Source organism: Leucobacter sp. UT-8R-CII-1-4, from assembly GCF_030010235.1.
Lineage (GTDB): Bacteria > Actinomycetota > Actinomycetes > Actinomycetales > Microbacteriaceae > Leucobacter.
The window spans coordinates 398,504-417,660 of the sequence record NZ_JASCRS010000002.1; the positions used below are offsets into that span (position 1 = coordinate 398,504).

Genomic DNA, 19,157 nt, shown 5'->3' on the forward strand with positions numbered 1-19,157 from the left:
CACTCAGCGCTTACACCCACTTCCAACACCGAGCGCACACACCGAGCCCATCGGCGCCTTTCGATCCTCGTCGTCAAACAAGACAGAATAGGTTCATGCGTTTGCCAAGCTCAGCCAAGCACGAAGCCCGAACCGAGGCAAAAAACAAAGCCGCCAAGCAGTCCACCCCATCAGGGCCGCGACCCACGGTGCTGATTTTTGCGACCGGCGGCACAATCGGTATGCGCAGCACTGACAAGGGCCTCGCCCCCGACCCAGATTTTGAACATGCTCTCGAAGAGATGGTGCGAAGCATTTGCGAACCGCTCGGCATTGAGTACTGGATCAATCACCTGAGCCCTGCCATCGACAGTGCAAATGCTGACGCCGAAACGGGATCGCGTGTTGCTCGCGCCGTGCGCGCCCGGGTACGCACCAAACGCCCCGACGGCGTGATCATTACGCACGGCACCGACACGCTCGCCTATACCGGCGCGCGCATCGCCTTCGAACTTGACGGCCTCGGTGTGCCAGTTGTTCTCACTGGCAGCCAGCTCGCACACGGTGCACCACAGAGTGACGCCCCGGCGAACCTTTCGCTCGCAATTCGCGCTGCCGTGCGCGCGTCGAACGATGCGCCAGCCTGCATCGCATTTGGCGGCAAGCTGATGCCCGCGATCAGGGCGACAAAGGCGCAAGCAGAGGCGATGCAGGCGTTCCGCGCCGAACGTGAGCTCGGCAAGAACCGTACCGGGGTGCCATCGCACATCACGAAAGGTGCCGGCCGGCTCACGCCCGCCCGTACCGTGCTCTTTCGTTTTGTGCCCGGCGTAATCGCAGAGGATCTGCGGGCCGCGGCGAGCACGAACCCAGATGGCATTGTGCTTGAGTGCTACGGCAGCGGCAATGCTCCTATGGCACGGCATGGCATGGCGCAGGCCCTACGCGATATTTGTGCGCAGATTCCGGTGGTCGCTATTACCCAGTGCGCAACCGGCAGTGTCGAACCCGGACGTTATGCGGTCGGCAGTGAACTCGCGGCAACCGGTGTCATTGCCGGTGCCGATATGACGGTTGAAGCGGCGCTCGCGAAACTCGCCTTCGGTATTGATTCGCGACTTGAGGGTGCGTCGCTACGCGAATTCATGCTGCATAACATCGTTGGCGAGCTCTCCCCCGAAGCCGCCTAACAACTGCCGATTACTTCGGCAGCACCTCGGCAAGAAGATCGGGGTGGTCTAAGAACACTCCGTCGACCCCGGTTTCGAGGATCATCTCCCACTCGCCCTGCCAGTCGCCCTCTTGCTCGCGGCTTGAACCCAATTTGAACCCTGGCGTGAGGTAGGCGTTCTCTGGGCGAAGCGTCCAGGTAAACACCAGCAGATCGCGATCGTGCGCCCGATCAACCACGTCGTTCGGGCCCGTCGCCCAGCCGTCTTCATCAAACTCAAGCAGGTCGCGCTTGGCCAGGCTGATTCCGTCTACCCGCTCAGTCAGTGAGTCGAGGCCCTCGTTCGTGCGGTACCAGGCATACGGTGTTGCAGCGTCGCCGAGCTCCGCAACTTGATCTGGTGGGCAACCTTTGCTCTCCATCAAGAACACCAGTTGCGCCTGTACGTCGAGTTCGCGAAGCCGATCCAGCGGGGAAAGTTCAAAACACTCGATGGTGAGCAGATCTGGCCGATCGTCGTACCCGGCCAAAGCGAGGTCGCGCAACAGCAAAGCCACCAGGTCGTGACCGATTGCAGCTAAATAGGCGACGTGCTTGAGCTCAATCACCAAAGCGACATTTGCTTCGTGCGTGCGATTCCAATCGTCGACCAGCTCGATCAGATCACTCAAACGAAGCAGTGGCTCCTCGAAGTCGAACTGAGTGTTTTCGCCGCGCAGCTCCGGAATTCGTTCTTTGCAGCGAAGGGAGCTGAGCTCTGCCCAGCTGAAGTCTTCGGTGAACCAACCCTCAAGTGTGATGCCGTCAACAACTTTCGTCGTGCGCCTATCTGCGAACTCTGGGTGGTCTGCCACGTTTGTTGTGCCGGAAATTTCGTTTTCGTGTCGAATCACGATGACGCCGTCTTGCGTCACGACAAGGTCAGGTTCAACGGCTTGAACCCCCTGCGCAAAGGCCAGCAAGTAGGAAGAAGCCGTGTGCTCTGGCCGGTACCCGGGGGCTCCCCGATGGCCAATGAGCATCGGCTTGTTTGGCTGCGTTGACGTCATTTGGCCACTCTAGGTCAGAAGTATGAATCATCGGTAAATCATTTTTGACCGGTCATCAGCGCTTCCGGTCTTTCGTGTTCGCGCAGCCAAAGCGTTCGCCCCCTGAGAAAGCGCCAAAAAGTCTCAGCAAACTGAGACGGGTGCTCGATAGTCTTGTACTACACACTCGACCCTTGAAGGATCCCGTGACCCATGAGTAATCCAGCGCTTTCCAAGAACCCAGCGCTCAACGGCAAAACTATGACCGCTGAGGAGCTGCACCGAATCTACGATCAGCCTGCCGCAAACACCCAGCGCCCCGGCGTTGACGGTGCCGCAGCAGCTGCAGCAACTGTCGGCGCAGCCGCACACCAGGGACAGGGCGCACAGCTGCCTCCTGTCACCGGTAGCGACCAGCCGATGACCTTCGAGAACACCATCAGCAAGACGGTGTTCCTCTTTATCCTCGTTATTGCTGGCGCAGCCGCCGGTTGGTGGGCAATGTCGGTGTTCCCGGCTATTGTTTTCATCGGCGCAATCGCCGGTTTGGTCCTCGGCCTCGTCAACTCCTTCAAGAAGGAGCCCAGCGTTCCGCTGATCGTTGCCTACGCCATCTCGCAGGGACTGTTCCTCGGCGGCATCTCGATGATCTTTGATGCTCGCTACAACGGTATTGTCATGCAGGCGATCCTTGGCACGCTCAGCGTATTCGCGGTCACCCTGCTGCTATTCCGTAGCGGCAAGGTTCGCACCAGCCCGAAAATGACCAAGATCGTCATGGTCGCGATGGGCGGCTACCTGCTCTTCTCGCTGCTCAACTTCGGCTTGATGATGTTCGGCGTTGTCACCAACCCATTCGGCCTGCGTTCGGGCTGGATCGGCGTCGCAATCGGTGTCGTGGCTGTGCTGCTCGCCGCTTACTCACTCGTCATGGACTTCGAGCTGATCAAGAACGGCGTACAGAACCGCGTGCCTGAGAAGTGGGGCTGGTCAGCGGCCTTCGGCCTCATGGTCACCCTGATCTGGCTCTACGTGGAGATTCTGCGTATCCTCGCCATCTTGCGCGGCGACTAATTATTTAGCGTTGGATCGCCTAGCGATCCCAAGCCAAACTCCTGGCGCATACGACTGAGGGCTGGTACCAATTTGGTACCAGCCCTCAGTCGTGTGTGATCACTACGCTGCTGCGTGACGATCCATCCACAAACGCGTAGCAATTACTAGCGCTTCAACACCCCGCTCAAGCGTGGGATCAATCTCTGGGGCATAGAAGGGTGAGTGATTCGAGGGAATATCCTCGTGCACAGTTCCCTTCGCATCCGCCGCCCAGTACTCGGCGGTGTCGTGCCCGCCAAGCATCCAGTACACCAGCGGCACATTGGCCGCCGTAGCGAGCACCCCGACGTCCTCACTGCCCGTGATTGCTCCCGGCGCAAAGTAAACGTCTTGTCCAAAACGCTCAATAAAAGCAGCGTTCAGGTCTTCAGTGAGTACCGGCTCGTTGTAGGTGAGCGGGTAGCTCTGATCAAATTGCACCTTCGGCTCTCGTGGCGCATTCGAAGCCATTGCTTCGGCAGCGATGATGCGCTGAATACCCTCAAGCAGGCGATCACGAACACCGTTGTCGAAACTTCGCACACTGATACCGAGCGACGCTTTGTCGGCGATGATGTTGTGCTGACTTCCAGCCTCAAGTTTGCCAACTGTTACCACAGATGTGTCGTGCGGGCTGATTTCACGCGAGACGACTGTCTGCAACCGAAGCACGGTAGCCGCCGCCATGACGACCGGATCGACGGTGGTCTCAGGCTCTGAGCCGTGGCCGCCGCGACCATACATTTCAACTGAGAGCGTGTCAGCTGCGGCCATGGCACCGCCGGGATGCCCGCCGAGGGTACCAGCCGGGTAGGGGCTCACGTGCTGACCGAACACCACATCAGGCTTCGGGATCTTGCTGTAAAGACCGTCTGCGATCATCGCTTCGGCGCCGCCACCGCCCTCTTCCGCTGGCTGGAAGAGCGCAATGACGGTGCCACTCCACTCATCGCGGGTCTGCACCAAGCGTTCGGCTGCACCGATCAGGCAGGCGACGTGCACATCATGACCGCAGGCGTGCATCAGCGGCACGTCTTCTCCGGCAGCGTTGACGCCTCGGGCAACACTCGCATAGTCGAGACCGGTCTGCTCGAACACCGGTAGGCCATCCATATCGGCGCGCAACAGCACTGTCGGCCCTTCGCCATTCCGCAGCACGCCGACCACACCGGTGACTGCGATCCCGGTCTGCACTTCGAACCCGAGCGCGTTCAGGTGGTCAGCGGCGATCGCCGAGGTACGCACCTCCGCAAACCCGAGTTCGGGGTGCGCGTGCAGATCTTTGTAGAGCGAAACCAGGTCAAACGGTTGCGCTGGCGTTGGCGTCTCAACACTCATTACCTTCTCCTTTACGACGTGCGTCTGCTGTGAAAACCGCCGGGTGATCCAGCGTTATCGAACCGAAGACAGGAACGCACGAGTACGCTCATGTTTCGGGTTCGCGATGACCTCGGCCGCTGGGCCAAGTTCTACAATGACACCCTCGTGCATGAACGCGATGCGATCAGCCACGTCGCGGGCAAAGTTCATTTCGTGGGTCACCACAACCATAGTCATGCCGGTCGCGGCGAGATCCTTCATCGCATTGAGCACGTCCCCCACCAGCTCAGGGTCGAGAGCCGAGGTCGGCTCGTCGAAGAGCATCAGCTTGGGTTCCATGCACAGTGCACGGGCAATTGCCACGCGCTGCTGCTGACCGCCAGAAAGCTGACGAGGGTAAGCATTTGCTTTGTCAGCTAGGCCAACCTGCTCGAGCAGCTTCAGAGCGAGTGGTTTCACCTCTTCGGTCTTTTTCTTCAGCACCACGCGAGGCGCTTCCAATAGGTTCTCGAGCACGGTCATGTGCGGGAACAGATTGAACTGCTGAAACACCATGCCGATTTCTGAGCGAGTTTTGCAGACTTCACTTTCGCTCTGCTCATGCAGCTTGTTGCCCTTGCGGTTGTATCCAACCAGTTCCCCGTCGACTGCCAGCTGGCCGCCGTCAATTGTTTCGAGGTGGTTGATGCAGCGCAAGAAGGTACTTTTTCCTGAACCTGAAGCACCGATGAGGCAAACAACCTCACCGGGCTGCACATCAAGATCAATACCCTTGAGTACGGCGTTTGAGCCATAACTTTTTACGACTCCGGTGGCGCGGACCATTGGCGTCTGTGATGCGGCGTCGCTCATAGTTTTGTTCCGTTCACCTCGGTTGCGTGCATTCTGAATGCGCGGCGAAGATGCTCGCCAATCGTCTTCTGAGTCGGGTGGCCCGATCCGCGAGCGAAGCGTCGCTCAAGGAAGCTCTGACCGATACCCAAAATCGAAGTGATGATGATGTACCAGAGGCTCGCAACGATCAGCAGAGGAATGATCTGCAAGTTCTTTGAGTAGATAATCTGCGATGAGTACAGTAGCTCTGGCACGGCGATCACGCTGACGAGCGAGGTTGCCTTCAGCATGCCAATGACTTCATTGCCGGTTGGCGGAATGATCACACGCATGGCTTGCGGCAGAATGATTCGGCGCATCGTTTGAATACGATTCATGCCGAGGCCGCTCGCCGCGTCTGATTGCCCCTTGTCGACCGAGAGAATTCCCGCGCGAACAATCTCAGACATGTATGCCGATTCGTTGAGGCCCAGGCCAAGAATCGCGGCAGTCATCGGGGTAATGATGTCGTTTGCGTTCAGTTCGACTCCCGGAATTCCGAAGGAAATCGAGGGGTAGAGTGCGGCCAGGTTAAACCAGAACAGCAGTTGCACCAGCACGGGAGTGCCACGGAAGAAGAGCTGGTACAGACTCGCTGCACCGCTAATTATTGGGTTGTGCGATACCCGCATCACCGCAACGATGATGCCGAGCACGATACCGATCAGCATCGACACTACGGTCAAAAAGAGTGTGACCCCAATGCCGTTGAAGATTGCGGTATCGCGAAAGAAGAGCCCGACGGTCTCCCAACCGAAACGGGGGTTGGTGAAGACCGAACGGAGCACCATCACGGCGAGGACCGCGATCACAATGATCGCGATCCATCGCCCGAAGTGCTTCGAACGAACAACTACCAGGTCTGCGGTGTGGTCATTCGACACTGTGTTGATCTTTCTCGCAGCGAGCCTGTTGCTCGGCAGTTTTACTCGTTTACCTGCTCGGCAGTAACCATCGTGGTGTCAGGGATGCCCCACTTTGCGTTCATCTGTGGGTAGACGTCTGACTCGATGATCTTGAGCACGGCAGCACGGATCGCGGGGGTCAGCGGCGAATCCTTCGAGGTGGTGATACCGGTGGTGATTGGCGCGAAGTCTTCGCCTGGTGCCAGCTCCCAAGCATCGCCAGCGAGCTTGCCCTGGTACGACACGGTGAAGCTGTCTGCCATGTATCCGTCGATACGGTTCGAGCGCAGCGCCAGGAAGCCATCGTTCTGCGATGGGAAGAGCTGAATGTCGATTTCCTTCTCACCTGCGGCAACACACTCTTCTGAGAGGCCCGGCAGCACTGTGAGACCCTGGATGGTGCCCTTGCCTGCAGCAATCTTGAGGCCGCACAGTGCCGCGTAGTCGTTGCTGATGTTCTTTGGGTTTCCTGGCAGCACGCCGATGCCGCTGCCCGCCTGAGCGAAGACGACGAAGTCGTTGCTGAGTTTGCGCTCTTCGGTGACGGCGATACCGGAGTTGCTCAGGTCGTATTTTCCGCTGGAGAGCCCTGGAATGATCGCGTCAAATGAGGCGGCTTCGGTTTTGATTTCGAGGCCGAGCACCTGGCCGACGGCCTGAATGTAGTCGACGTCGAAGCCGATGATGGTCGAGTTGTCTTTGTCGTAGTACTCAAAAGGAGCAAACGTTGGTGAGTATGCTGCATTGAGGTAGCCACGCTCTGCAATATCTGCGGGCAGCAGCGCAGCTGCGGCCTCATCAAATGGCATCTCTGGCAGTACGGCGGTGCCGAGTTCAACCGAGTTTTCGTCGGTTGGAGCGGCTTCGATTTCAGCTGATGCTGAGGTGCACGAAGTCAGTGCGAGAGTACCTACTGCGAGTAGGGAAAGAATTGGTAGAGTGCGGAGCTTCATCGCGAGGCCTCTTTCGGGGGTTCCCGCTTCAACAGCAAAGCGGGGCTTATGGAGTCGAGGCCGAAACCTCATTGCTTGTGGAATGCCACCATACCCAGAGATAAACCTAATATGCAAATTCTGTTGCCTACTAGATAAATTCACACTCCTCTGTGTCAACTTTTTACACAAACCGAGCGCTACGATGATCTGACAGCTGCCTGAACACTTGCGAACAATGAAGCCGCAACTCTGGCACACTCAAGCATCCACGCGAACGAACGGTACACATCAATGCGCTCAATTCCGGTCGAGCCCAGCAACGAGCGGGCCGCAATTGGTAAACGACTGCGCGCTGCGCGCCTCGCTCAACGAATCACCCTCGAAGAAGCTTCAGAGGCAACCGGCCTTTCGAAAGGTTTCATCTCGCGGGTCGAACGCGACCTCACCTCAATCAGCGTCGCCTCTCTGGTTTCATACTGCGAGGTGCTCTCGCTGCCAATCGGCTCGCTCTTTGAGTCAACCGAAACACATCTTGTGCGCGCTGGATCGGGCCCGCACATTAACCTCGGCGGCACTGGCGCAGACGAGCGCCTACTCAGCCCGCGCACCGAGAGCCGCGTGCAGATGGTTCGCTCGGTGTATCGGCCAGGCGGCGATGGTGGACCAGAGCTTTACACGCTGAACTCAGAAATTGAGATTGTGCATATTCTCACCGGCAGCATCGCTTTGCGTTTCTCAGATCGAGAAGTTGAACTTGAGGCAGGCGATACACTCACGTTCAATGCAAACGAACCGCACAGCTGGCACGCGCACGAGGTCACTGGCGCAGAAGTTCTCTGGGTTATTGCCCCATCAGCGTGGAGCGGTACCTCCTAGCCAGCATTCGTCTTGGCTCGCAGCGCGAATCTCTAGGCGCACCATGCGAGGTCCATTACAGCTCAAGCGGCAGCACCCTCAGGTGTTGCCGCTTTTTGCTTGAGATCGCACTCCGAAGTTTGCGGTGAACGCCTCTGCTCTGTATCGTCTGAGACAAAGAATGTTTCTAAATACGAATACTTTCGTATCTGGCTCAAGGAGGACCAGGATGACTACTGGACCAGTCGGACCAACCGATTCATCGCTCACCCCGCGATTTGCAGGAGCCGCAACATTCGCCCTCCTGCCCCGCATCGACCAGGTGCCAAGCGCAGACATCAAAATCATCGGCGTACCATTCGATACCGGCGTATCGTTCCGCCCAGGCGCCCGATTCGGTCCAGCCCACGTGCGCGAATCCTCGCGCCTGCTGCGGCCATACAACCCAGCGCTCGACGTCTCACCCTTCAAAAACCTCCAGATGGTAGACGCTGGCGACGTCAGCGTGAACCCCTTCAACATTGACGAAGCCATCGAAACCCTGCAGGCAGCGGCACTAGAACTCACCGAAGACGGAGCCCGACTGCTCACCATCGGCGGCGACCACACAATCGCGCTTCCGCTCTTACGCGCCGCCGCCGAGCGCCACGGACCAGTCGCCCTCCTACACTTCGACGCGCACCTCGACACCTGGGACACCTACTTCGGCGCCGAGTACACACACGGCACCCCATTCCGTCGCGCATCAGAAGAAGGAATTCTTGACCTGGACGCCGTCAGCCACGTCGGCACCCGCGGCCCGCTCTACGGCAAAGAAGATCTCGACGAAGATCAGCGACTCGGATTCGGAATCGTCACCTCCAGCGACGTGCACTACCGAGGCGTGCGAGAGGTCGTACAGATTCTGAAGGAACGCATCGGCGACCGCCCGCTCTACATCTCAATCGATATCGATGTGCTCGATCCAGCGCACGCACCCGGCACCGGCACCCCAGAAGCTGGCGGCCTCACCAGCCGCGAACTACTCGAGATACTCCGCGGCCTCGCCGGCGCAAACTTGATCGGCGCAGACGTCGTTGAAGTCTCCCCCGCATACGACCACGCACAGCTCACCGGCATCGCCGCCTCACATGTCGCCTACGAACTGCTTTCGATGTTTGCCCTGCGCAAGCAAAATAAAACACAAGCGAACACCGCAAGCGCATCAGGCAGCACGGAGGACACACACGAATGAGCACTCGTAACGGCGGCGACCTCGTCGTAGAAACCCTCGCGGGACTCGGAGCACGCAAAGTCTTCGGCATTCCCGGCCAGCACGCGCTCGGCCTCTTCGACGCGCTAAGCCGCAGCCCACTCGAGTTTGTGAGCGCGCGCATTGAAAACAACGCCGCATTCTCAGCAGACGGCTTCGCGCGCGCAACCGGCGAAGTCGGCGTGCTATTCCTGTCAACCGGCCCCGGCGCACTCACCGCACTGGCAGGCCTACAGGAGGCCCTGGCCACCGCCGTGCCAATGCTCGTCGTATCAAGCCAGATCCCGAAAGCCGGCCTCGGCGGCGCACACAAAGGCATGCTGCACCAACTCGACAACCAACAAGCAGCCGCCGCAAACGTTGCAAAGCGCACCTGGGTAGTGCAATCAGCGAGCCAGATTCCATCAATTATTGAAGAAGCCTGGGGCCTCGCCCAGAGCGCTCCAGCAGGCCCCGTGTGGATCGAAATTCCACAAGACATTCTGCTTGGTCCAGCCTCGCTCGCACCCGTACAAAACCCAAAGGCGACCGTTCACGAACGACCACTGCGGGCAGAACTCGCAACAGAAGCCGCCGACCTACTCACCGCCTCACACTCGCCAGTGATTCTCGCCGGTGGCGGAGCACGACGCTCCGGAGCGCACCAAGAATTGCTTGAACTCGCAGAAAAGCTCGACGCTCCGGTCATCTCAACCCCCGGCGGCAAGGGCGTCTTTCCATGGGAACACCCGCTCTCGCTACAGAGCTGGATCGAAGACCGGGCAGTCACCGACCTTATGGCGAACGCCGATCTACTACTCGTACTCGGCAGCTCACTCGGCGAAGTCACCAGCAACTACTTCACACTGCAACCAAACGGCAAGATCATTCAGGTCGACGCCGAAGTGCGTGTGCTCGAATCAAACCACGCAGCGCTCGGCATTCACTCTGACGTGAAGGTCGCGCTACGACAGATACTCGAAAAAATTCCCGCTTCGAGCGATCGCAGTGGCACTCAGCGCACCACAGATACCCTCGCCGAAGTTTCCACCCGCCTTGACGCGCAACCACTTGAGCACGAACGCAAAGTGCTCGACGCAATTCGCGAAGCGACGCCGGCAACGGCGCACACTTTCTGGGACATGACTATCGCCGGATACTGGGCATGGTCAGCGTGGGATCCCCGCGACGGCGAGTTTCACAGCGCCCAAGGGGCCGGCGGCCTCGGCTTCGGCTTCCCGGCAGCAATCGGAGCGGCTCTCGGACGCAATGAGCGCGTGCTCGCGGTTTCTGGCGACGGCGGATCAATGTACTCAATCTCAGAGCTAGCCACCGCCAAACAGCACAATGCACCAGTTACCTGGCTCATTATTGATGACGGCGGCTACGGCATTCTGCGCGAATACATGACCGCAGCATTCGGCAAGCCGACAGCTACAGAACTTGCACGACCAGATTTTGTTGCACTAGCAGCAGCGTTTGGTGTTGAATCCCGCCACACCACTCCCGAGACTCTCGCCGAAGCAATTGCAGAAAGCTGGCAGGCCGAAGGCCCGCAAGTTATTGTGCTGAATACGCATCTAGCAATGTTTGAGCTGAGCTAATGACCGCGCCACATAAAGTTTTGCTGCTTGACCCATTTGGCAGCGCCGAACTTCTAACCGAGCTACTCGGCGACGAGCAGGAACACTTTGAAATTGTCGCCACCGACACACTCGCCGGGCACGAAGACGCCTACGCGATACTGGCCGGACCCGAAAACGAAGTGCTGCCAGCCGACATTGCAGCGTGCAAGAGTCTTCGCCTCGTAACGGCAACATCAACAGGCCACAACCACCTGCCCGTGGCAGAAATCACCGCGCAGGGAGCCTGGGTCACCAGCACCGCAGGATACTGCACCGCCGAGGTAGCTGAGCACGCCTTCACGCTGCTGCTCAGCGGCCTACGCGCCCTGCCAGCACTTGATGCGCAGGTACGAGCTGGATCCTGGGCTGTCGAAGAAATCTCACCACGCAGGATCGCCGGATCAACCGTGGCGATCATCGGTTTCGGCCGAATCGCCCAAGCCCTCGCCGCGCACCTTCGACAGATCGGCGTCATAGTGCGCGCCTACGATCCGCTCGTGCCAGACCACGTGTTCGCCGCCGCAGATGTCGAACGAGCGGCCACCGTACTTGACGCGGCAAGTGGCGCCGACGCCTTGAGCGTACACGTCCCTCTGCTCCCCGAAACCGAGGGCATTATCCGCGCCGAAGTAATCGCAGCAATGGCGCCCAGCAGCTACCTAGTGAATGTCGCCAGGGGCGGACTGATCGACGAGCAGGCCATGATCGCAGCCCTCCGCAGCGGCCAGCTTTCGGGAGCAGCGCTCGACGTGTTCGAAATTGAACCGCTGCCGCTCAACGCCGAAATCCGCTCGGTGCCCGGAGTGCTATTCGGGCCGCATGGGGCCTGGTACTCCCCCAACGCGAAACGACAACTCTTTGAGATTGCAGTTCGCTCACTACTTGATGTGTATCGAGGCAATGAACCGTACGGTTTGATTGCGAAACCCACGGCATAGGCGCTGCACACACCCCAACTACCATCCCGAGACGCCCTACCGGTCGCGCGGGAAGATAATTAAAAAAAAGGGGAGGCACACGGCCTCCCCTTTTTTACTCCCACCCGGCCGCGACACGGTCAACGTGTCACAACCGGGTGCCACACAGTGCCCATTGCTCGCGGAAGCCAAAAAAGGGGAGGCACACGGCCTCCCCTTTTTTACTCCCACTCGATAGTCCCCGGCGGCTTCGATGTTACGTCAAGCACGACTCGGTTTACTTCGGGCACCTGGTTGGTGATCTGGTTCGAGATGCGGGCAAGCACCTCGTAAGGAACACGAGTCCAGTCAGCGGTCATCGCGTCTTCGGACGAGACCGGACGCAGCACGATAGGGTGGCCGTAGGTGCGGCCGTCGCCCTGCACACCCACCGAACGAACGTCGGCAAGTAGCACGACTGGGCACTGCCAGATCGAGTTGTCGAGACCAGCAGCAGTGAGCTCAGCACGCGCAATAGCGTCAGCCTCGCGCAGAATGTCGAGACGCTCGCGAGTTACCTCACCAACGATACGAATACCAAGACCCGGGCCAGGGAATGGCTGACGGCCAACGATTGCTTCTGGAATGCCCAGTTCGCGACCGATTGCACGAACCTCGTCCTTGAACAGCGCACGCAGCGGCTCAATCAGTTCGAAGTCGAGATCTTCTGGCAGGCCGCCCACATTGTGGTGGCTCTTAATGTTTGCGGTGCCCGATCCGCCACCCGACTCAACTACATCTGGGTAGAGAGTTCCCTGAACCAGGAACTTCACCGATTCACCCGAAGCAGCAGCCTCAGCGACCAGGTCACGCTGCACCTGCTCGAAGGAGCGAATGAACTCGCGACCAATGATCTTGCGCTTCTCTTCAGGGTCGGTAACACCTGCCAGGTGTCCGAGGAAGGTATCAGCGGCATCAACGGTAATCAGGCGCACACCGGTTGAAGCAACGTAATCGCGCTCAACCTGTTCGCGTTCGCCCTTGCGCAGCAGACCGTGATCAACAAACACGGCGGTGAGCTGATCGCCAATCGCCTTGTGCACGAGCGCGGTCGACACAGCCGAGTCGACGCCGCCCGAGAGCGCCGAAATAACGCGAGCGTTGCCGACCTGGGCACGAATGGCCTCGATCTGCTCTGCGATGACGTTGCCCGCGGTCCAGTCAGCTGGGATACCAGCAACATTGTGCAAGAAGTTTTCGAGTACACGCTGACCGTGGTCAGAGTGCTTTACCTCTGGGTGCCACTGCACACCGTAGAGTCCACGTTCGGCTGAGCCGAATGCGGCAACCGGAGTCACGCTAGTGCTTGCGTACACTTCAAAACCCTCTGGTGCCTGCTGCACGGCATCACCGTGGCTCATCCAGACGTTCTGTGATGCAGGCTGGCCCAAAAGAATTGCGCCACCGTCACCAACAAGTGTTGCCTCAACCCCGCCGTACTCACGATCACCGGTGTTGCCTACGGTGCCGCCCAGCGAGTGAGCCATGACCTGGAAGCCGTAGCAAATGCCGAGCATTGGCACGCCGAGCTCGAAGACGTCCGCGTCAAACTGTGGAGCGCCCTCTTCATATACCGAAGATGGTCCACCCGACATCACGATTGCGAGTGGGTTCATTTCCTTCACCTCTGCAGCGGTGATGGTGTGTGGAACCAGCTCTGAGTAGACACCGGCCTCGCGCACGCGGCGCGCAATCAGCTGTGCATATTGTGCGCCGAAATCGACGACGAGCACCGGGCGGTGCATGGGGGTGGCGTTCATACGCTGCCTTCCGTGGGGGTTCGAATGAAAAAGTTATGCGTTGGATCCCTGAGGCTCTGCCTCAGGCTGATCAACATCGTGCTTCTCGAGGAAGGCGGTGACCTCGCGGGCGACCTGCACCTCCATGAAGAACGAGAGCAGTGGCACAACGCCGCCGAGCGCCAGCTTCAGGAAGCGGCTAAATGGCCAGCGCATTGGGCTCCAGACCATAAAACATGCGACGAGGTACACCACGTAGAACCAGCCGTGAATCATCAGAATCAGCAGCGAAAGGTTCGTACCGGTGCCGGTGCTCGACATTTCACAGACCTCTTGGAACGGGTTGAACAGTGAGTACCACTGGCAACCCTCGCCCACTACAACCGGCGCAAAACTCAGACCGCCATCAGCGAAAAGCTCGATGTGCGTTGGCGAGTACTTCAGAATCATTTCGGCGAGCAGCAAAAGCAGCATGACACCGGTAATGATCGAAGCGATCTTATAGAAGCTCAGCGCTTTACGAATGCGCGGGTAATCGGCAGGCCGGGGCTGTAAAACCATGGTTCAATCTTAGCCCCGCACGCTGAGTGAAACTGCACGCCAGCGGAGTAACCCAGTGAGGAATTGCTGATACGGCTATTGAGCGTCGGTCGGTTCGAGCGTCTGCTCGGTGTCGCCCTCGGCCGCTTCAAGCAGCTGCAGCTCGTGGATCTTTTCCCAGTCATCTCGGGCGAGACGGTACCAGAAGAAGATCGCAAAGCCTGCGAACACGACCCACTCGGCCGCATAGAACACGTTCAACCAGTTCACCGTCTGCACTGGCAGCGGCGGAACCGAATCAATCACGTCAAGGCCCGCGTCGCTGAGCGTATCGGCAGTAAGCGAGTTCGCCTTATCTACCGGGCCCGGGTGCATCACCATAAATCCGGCGTAGGCACGACCGTCAAAAGGCTGCCAAAGATTTACCAGCTGAGCCGATGACATACTCAAGATCCTGTCTGGATCTTGGTCTGGGCGCGGCACAACCGGAGCATCGCCCGGCATGTATCGACCCTCAATGTCAAATGTCTGGCCAGCGGCCATAGCTTCAAACTTGGTAAGTGCCTGAGCTGCCGCAGCGGTATCTTCGGCCCAGCCGATAGCGAGGGCGAGATGCCCGCCGGGCGATCCAGCGACCTCGAAATGACCGACGAGCCAGGTGCCATCTTGGCCACCGTTACGTCGCTGCTCGACGATGTCGTAGTCACCCTCAGCAAAGCTGCCCGATGCTGAAAGCACGGTGCCGCCACTATCGTCGGTGACCGAATCGCCGGCCTGCGTCACTGAGGTCAGCGGGCGCGACACTTCTCCGTCGATCGCGTCTTCAGCGGTGATTGTAATGGCGTGACCGAGCTGCCACTGACCGAGCCAGGCGAAGCCGCCGGCAACCAGAAGCGCAAGCAAAAATGCACCGATCCACTTGGGCATGACCATCACTCTTGCAAGTGTTGGCGCACCCTCGTAGTGTGGCCGCTTTGGCCGGGCAGCTGTGTCGTTCACGCCGAGCGCTTACCGTTCTGCGTAGACGACACCGACGCGCTGGAACTCCTTGAGTTCGCTGTAGCCGGTGGTTGCCATGGCGCGACGCAGCGCACCAATGTAGTTCGCACTGCCGTCAGCCGAGTGCGCTGGACCCGAGATGATCTCTTCGAGCGGTGCAACACTGCCGACCTGCATACGCTTACCGCGTGGCAGTTCGTCGTGGTAGGCCTCTTGCCCCCAGTGCCATCCCTGACCTGGCGCGTCGGTTGCACGCGCGAGAGCCGCTCCGAGCATCACTGCGTCAGCGCCACAAGCAACTGCCTTAATCATGTCTCCAGAAGAACCGAGACCACCGTCGGCGATCACGTGCACATAGCGGCCACCCGACTCATCGAGATAGTCGGTACGCGCTCCAGCGACATCGGCAATAGCACTTGCCATCGGTGCGCGAATGCCGAGAGTGACGCGGGTGCTTGACGAAGCTCCCCCGCCGAATCCTACGAGTACACCCGCAGCACCCGTACGCATCAGGTGCAGCGCCGACTGGTAGGTAGCTGCGCCGCCGACAATGACAGGTACATCAAGTTCATAGATGAACTGCTTCAGGTTTAGCGGCTCACGGCCAGCAACAGAAACGTGTTCAGCAGATACGGTATTGCCGCGGATCACAAAGAGATCTACGCCGGCACCGATCACGGTTTCGCTGAACTCTGCGGTGTGGTGTGGCGAGAGTGCGCCAGCCACGGTGACACCCGCATCGCGAATCTCGCCGAGACGATCACGGATCAGTTCTGGCTTGATTGGCGCCGAGTACAGCTCACGCATACGCTTCACTGCCGCAGCATCATCACCCAGACGTGCGAGCTCGTCGAGCACTGGCTGTGGGTCTTCATAGCGAGTCCAGAGCCCTTCAAGGTTGAGTACACCGAGACCACCGAGCTTGCCAAGAGCAATCGCGGTTGCTGGTGACATAACCGAGTCCATTGGTGCGCCAAGTACTGGGATGTCGAACTGGAACGCGTCAATCGTCCAGTTGGTTGACACCAGTTCTGGATCGCGAGTGCGCCGGGTAGGCACAATTCCAATCTCGTCGAAAGTGTAGACACGCCTTGCGCGCTTGCCGCGGCCGATCTCGATCTCGTTGCTCACCCGAACAGTCTATCGACTTCATCCTGTGCGCTACCCCATCGGCATGTCTCACCCTTCACCACTCCCTCCCTTAGCCCGCGTTCTTGCGGCGAAGCACAAGACGACAGAGGGAAATACGCGAGACGATGGGTACGACGAAGCCCCGCACATCTCGACACGCAAGATGGACGGGGCTTCGGACTGCTTGTTAGCGGCGGTAGTTAGGAGCTTCTACGACCATCTGCACATCGTGAGGGTGCGATTCCTTCAGACCGGCAGCGGTAATACGCACAAACTCGCCACGAGCCTTGAGCTCATCGATCGTGTGCGCGCCAACGTACATCATCGATTGACGCAGACCGCCCACCAGCTGATGCGCAACCGACCGCAGTGGGCCACGGTAGGCAATCTGCCCCTCGATGCCCTCTGGAATCAGCTTCTCATCGCTCGAAGCATCAGCCTGGAAGTAACGGTCCTTCGAGTAAGAAGTGCGCTCACCACGGGTCTGCAGCGCGCCAAGCGAGCCCATACCGCGGTAGTTCTTGAACTGCTTGCCACCCATGAAAACCAGATCCCCTGGGCTTTCATCAGTACCTGCGAAAAGCGAACCGATCATCACCGAAGAAGCACCGGCAACGAGCGCCTTAGCGATATCGCCCGAGTGCTGCAAACCACCATCGGCGATCACTGGCACACCGGCAGGGGTTGCCGCACGAGCCGCCTCATACACAGCAGTAACCTGTGGCACACCAACACCAGCGATGACGCGGGTGGTGCAAATCGAGCCTGGGCCAACGCCAACCTTCACAGCGTCAACGCCAGCATCAACCAGCGCCTTTGCGCCAGCGAACGTCGCAACGTTTCCACCGATCACGTCGATACCGGCAAATGCCGGATCGCTCTTGAGCTGGCGGATAATGTCGAGCACGCCCTTACTGTCACCGTTTGCAGTGTCAACAACGAGCACATCAACACCGGCGTCGACAAGCGCCCCAGCGCGATCCATCGCGTCACCAAAGAAACCCATAGCCGCGCCAACTCGAAGGCGACCAGCCTCATCCTTGGCAGCGTTTGGATACTCTTCTTCTTTGTCGAAGTCCTTCACAGTGATCAAACCGGTCAGCTTGCCATTGCCGTCAACAAGTGGCAGCTTCTCAATGCGGTGCTCTTTGAAGAGTTCAGCAGCGGCAGCGCGGGTGATTCCAGGGAAACCAGTGATCAGTGGCATCGGCTTCATGGCGTCGGCCACGCGCATGGTCTTGCGATCCTCGTGCGAAATAAATCGCATATCGCGGTTTGTGATGATACCGACGAGCACACCTGCATCGTCAACCACAGGCAGACCGCTCACACGGTACTCGCCGCAAATCGCGTCTACCTCGGCAACCGTAGCGTTCACGGTCGTAGTCACTGGGTTCGTGATCATGCCAGCTTCGCTGCGCTTCACACGATCAACCATCTCGGCCTGATCGGTAATAGAGAGGTTGCGGTGCAGAATGCCGATGCCGCCATTGCGGGCCATAGCGATAGCCATACGGGTCTCAGTCACGGTATCCATCGCAGCAGAGATCAGTGGCATGCCAAGGCGGATCCGGCGAGTGAACTGGGTCGCAGTATCAGCTTCGCTTGGGATCACATCAGTGTGTGCTGGCAGCAGCAGCACATCGTCGTAGGTCAAACCGGTGAAAGCGAACGGATCGCGCTGTTCCATATTTGCGCCTCTTCTGAAGGTCGGGGGTGGTGATTCGGTCAAAGCGAATAACTCCGCTTACGACCGCGCAGTCTGTGTATCTAAGTGTAATCGTCGCGGAGGCGAGAATATTCCGATCACTCAGAAGCTCACGGCTATCCGCCAGATTGCACGGCAATTGTGTCGGTATTTGTCATTGGTTCGGTAATTGTGCGTGATTGCTTGCGCATTCTGTACAGAATGTCTGTCACGAGCACCACGAGTGCGACCCAAACAGCGACAAAGCCGATCCAACGCGCGAGTGACATCTCCTCATTCAGCAAGAAGTAGCCGGTGAGGAAGGTCAGAATAGGCGTAATGAACTGGATGAAGCCCATAGTCGATAGCGGCAGACGTTTTGTGCCAGCTGCAAAAAGCAACAGCGGAATAGCCGTCACGGTACCGCTCAGCAGCAGCACAATCGTGGTCTGTGCGCCAAAGGTGAACGCGGAGAGCGACCCCACGACAACGCTGATCACGATCAGCTGAACCACAGCAAGTACGGTGCCGAACATCGTCTCAACCGTGAGCGCGGTCAGCGCGCTGTACCCAGCGCTCAAGTGTTTGCGAACCGCACCATACAGACCAAAGGTGAGCGCCAGGCCGAGCGCGATAAACGGAAACTTACCGTACGCAATTGCGCTCACAGTAACTCCGATAGCGGCGATACCCACCGCAACCCACTGCGCGTTGGTGAGCCGCTCTTTGCGGAACACCACACCAATCAAGATGGTGACAAGCGGGTTAATGAAATAGCCGAGCGCGGTCTCGACGACGTGACCGGTGGTAATACCGATCACATAAATCTGCCAGTTGGCGTAAAGAAGCACCGAGCTCAGCGCGAACCAGCCGAGCGTCCTTCCGGATCGGAAGATCTGCCCGACTGGCCCCCACTGACGCAAGAGCGAAACTGCGATGAGGCAGAACGCGAGTGCTGAAAGCACTCTCCAGGGCACAACCTCAAACGGGTTGGGCCCGGAGAGCATGATGAAGTAGAGCGGGAACGCGCCCCAGCAGAGATAGGCGGCGAAGCCGTATACGTATCCGAGGCGTTGTTGCACTACTCC

Annotated in this window: 17 protein-coding genes; 6 read left to right on the forward strand and 11 right to left on the reverse strand. The window is 58.8% G+C overall.

Annotation, left to right across the window (positions count from 1 at the left end):
• The first annotated feature begins 95 nt into the window (after positions 1-95).
• Entirely contained in the window at positions 96-1,169 is a 1,074-nt protein-coding gene (locus tag QBL02_RS06780) for an asparaginase domain-containing protein (protein WP_282725626.1), read from the forward strand.
• A gap of 10 nt (positions 1,170-1,179) precedes the next feature.
• Here the strand turns inward: QBL02_RS06780 and QBL02_RS06785 are convergent, their stop codons facing one another.
• Complete coding sequence (locus QBL02_RS06785) at positions 1,180-2,199, reverse strand: glycerophosphodiester phosphodiesterase family protein (RefSeq protein ID WP_282725627.1); 1,020 nt, start codon at positions 2,197-2,199, stop codon at positions 1,180-1,182.
• A 192-nt stretch (positions 2,200-2,391) separates the two neighbouring features.
• Here QBL02_RS06785 and QBL02_RS06790 point away from each other — a divergent pair, with 192 nt between their 5' ends.
• Complete coding sequence (locus QBL02_RS06790; protein ID WP_282725628.1) at positions 2,392-3,252, forward strand: Bax inhibitor-1/YccA family protein; 861 nt, start codon at positions 2,392-2,394, stop codon at positions 3,250-3,252.
• A 102-nt stretch (positions 3,253-3,354) separates the two neighbouring features.
• Here QBL02_RS06790 and QBL02_RS06795 read toward each other — a convergent pair whose 3' ends face one another.
• The 4 genes from QBL02_RS06795 to QBL02_RS06810 are packed head-to-tail and all read right to left on the reverse strand — an operon-like array spanning position 3,355 to position 7,324.
• Positions 3,355-4,611 (reverse strand): amidohydrolase, encoded by a 1,257-nt coding sequence (locus QBL02_RS06795; RefSeq protein ID WP_282725629.1) that lies wholly within the window; start codon positions 4,609-4,611, stop codon positions 3,355-3,357.
• Positions 4,612-4,665: 54 nt separating this feature from the next.
• Complete coding sequence (locus QBL02_RS06800) at positions 4,666-5,445, reverse strand: amino acid ABC transporter ATP-binding protein (RefSeq protein WP_282725631.1); 780 nt, start codon at positions 5,443-5,445, stop codon at positions 4,666-4,668.
• Positions 5,442-6,350, reverse strand: coding sequence for an amino acid ABC transporter permease (locus QBL02_RS06805; RefSeq protein ID WP_282725632.1), 909 nt, complete (start codon positions 6,348-6,350; stop codon positions 5,442-5,444). The genes QBL02_RS06800 and QBL02_RS06805 overlap by 4 nt, the downstream gene beginning before the upstream one ends.
• Positions 6,351-6,391: 41 nt before the next feature.
• Positions 6,392-7,324, reverse strand: a complete 933-nt coding sequence (locus QBL02_RS06810) for an ABC transporter substrate-binding protein (protein ID WP_282725633.1) — start codon at positions 7,322-7,324, stop codon at positions 6,392-6,394.
• 273 nt (positions 7,325-7,597) lie between these two features.
• Between QBL02_RS06810 and QBL02_RS06815 the strand changes: the two genes are divergently transcribed.
• From QBL02_RS06815 to QBL02_RS06830, 4 genes are all read left to right on the forward strand, one after another.
• Positions 7,598-8,182 (forward strand): cupin domain-containing protein, encoded by a 585-nt coding sequence (locus tag QBL02_RS06815; RefSeq protein WP_282725634.1) that lies wholly within the window; start codon positions 7,598-7,600, stop codon positions 8,180-8,182.
• A gap of 208 nt (positions 8,183-8,390) precedes the next feature.
• On the forward strand, positions 8,391-9,395 hold the full coding sequence (speB, locus tag QBL02_RS06820; protein ID WP_282725635.1) for an agmatinase: 1,005 nt from the start codon (positions 8,391-8,393) through the stop codon (positions 9,393-9,395).
• Positions 9,392-10,996, forward strand: coding sequence for a thiamine pyrophosphate-binding protein (locus tag QBL02_RS06825; RefSeq protein WP_282725636.1), 1,605 nt, complete (start codon positions 9,392-9,394; stop codon positions 10,994-10,996). The genes speB and QBL02_RS06825 overlap by 4 nt, the downstream gene beginning before the upstream one ends.
• On the forward strand, positions 10,996-11,955 hold the full coding sequence (locus tag QBL02_RS06830) for an NAD(P)-dependent oxidoreductase (RefSeq protein WP_282725637.1): 960 nt from the start codon (positions 10,996-10,998) through the stop codon (positions 11,953-11,955). Before QBL02_RS06825 ends, QBL02_RS06830 begins: the two co-directional genes overlap by 1 nt.
• 200 nt (positions 11,956-12,155) lie before the next feature.
• Here QBL02_RS06830 and guaA read toward each other — a convergent pair whose 3' ends face one another.
• The 6 genes from guaA to rarD all read right to left on the reverse strand — a co-directional run bounded on the left by guaA (position 12,156) and on the right by rarD (position 19,151).
• Positions 12,156-13,733 carry a glutamine-hydrolyzing GMP synthase gene (gene guaA, locus QBL02_RS06835; protein WP_282725638.1) on the reverse strand — a complete coding sequence of 526 codons (1,578 nt, stop codon included), beginning with the start codon at positions 13,731-13,733 and terminating at the stop codon, positions 12,156-12,158.
• Between the two features lie 33 nt (positions 13,734-13,766).
• The gene (locus tag QBL02_RS06840; RefSeq protein WP_282725639.1) at positions 13,767-14,273 is read right to left on the reverse strand and encodes a DUF3817 domain-containing protein; all 507 of its coding nucleotides are present in this window, start codon (positions 14,271-14,273) and stop codon (positions 13,767-13,769) included.
• A gap of 75 nt (positions 14,274-14,348) precedes the next feature.
• Positions 14,349-15,251: an SURF1 family cytochrome oxidase biogenesis protein gene (locus tag QBL02_RS06845; protein ID WP_282725640.1), complete on the reverse strand. Its 903-nt coding sequence runs from the start codon at positions 15,249-15,251 to the stop codon at positions 14,349-14,351.
• A 9-nt stretch (positions 15,252-15,260) separates the two neighbouring features.
• The gene (locus tag QBL02_RS06850) at positions 15,261-16,382 is read right to left on the reverse strand and encodes a GuaB3 family IMP dehydrogenase-related protein (RefSeq protein ID WP_282725641.1); all 1,122 of its coding nucleotides are present in this window, start codon (positions 16,380-16,382) and stop codon (positions 15,261-15,263) included.
• Positions 16,383-16,569: 187 nt separating this feature from the next.
• Positions 16,570-18,072, reverse strand: a complete 1,503-nt coding sequence (gene guaB, locus QBL02_RS06855; RefSeq protein WP_282725642.1) for an IMP dehydrogenase — start codon at positions 18,070-18,072, stop codon at positions 16,570-16,572.
• Positions 18,073-18,206: 134 nt separating this feature from the next.
• A complete protein-coding gene (gene rarD / locus QBL02_RS06860; RefSeq protein WP_282725643.1) occupies positions 18,207-19,151 on the reverse strand; it encodes an EamA family transporter RarD in 945 nt (314 codons plus the stop codon).
• Positions 19,152-19,157 lie beyond the last annotated feature (6 nt).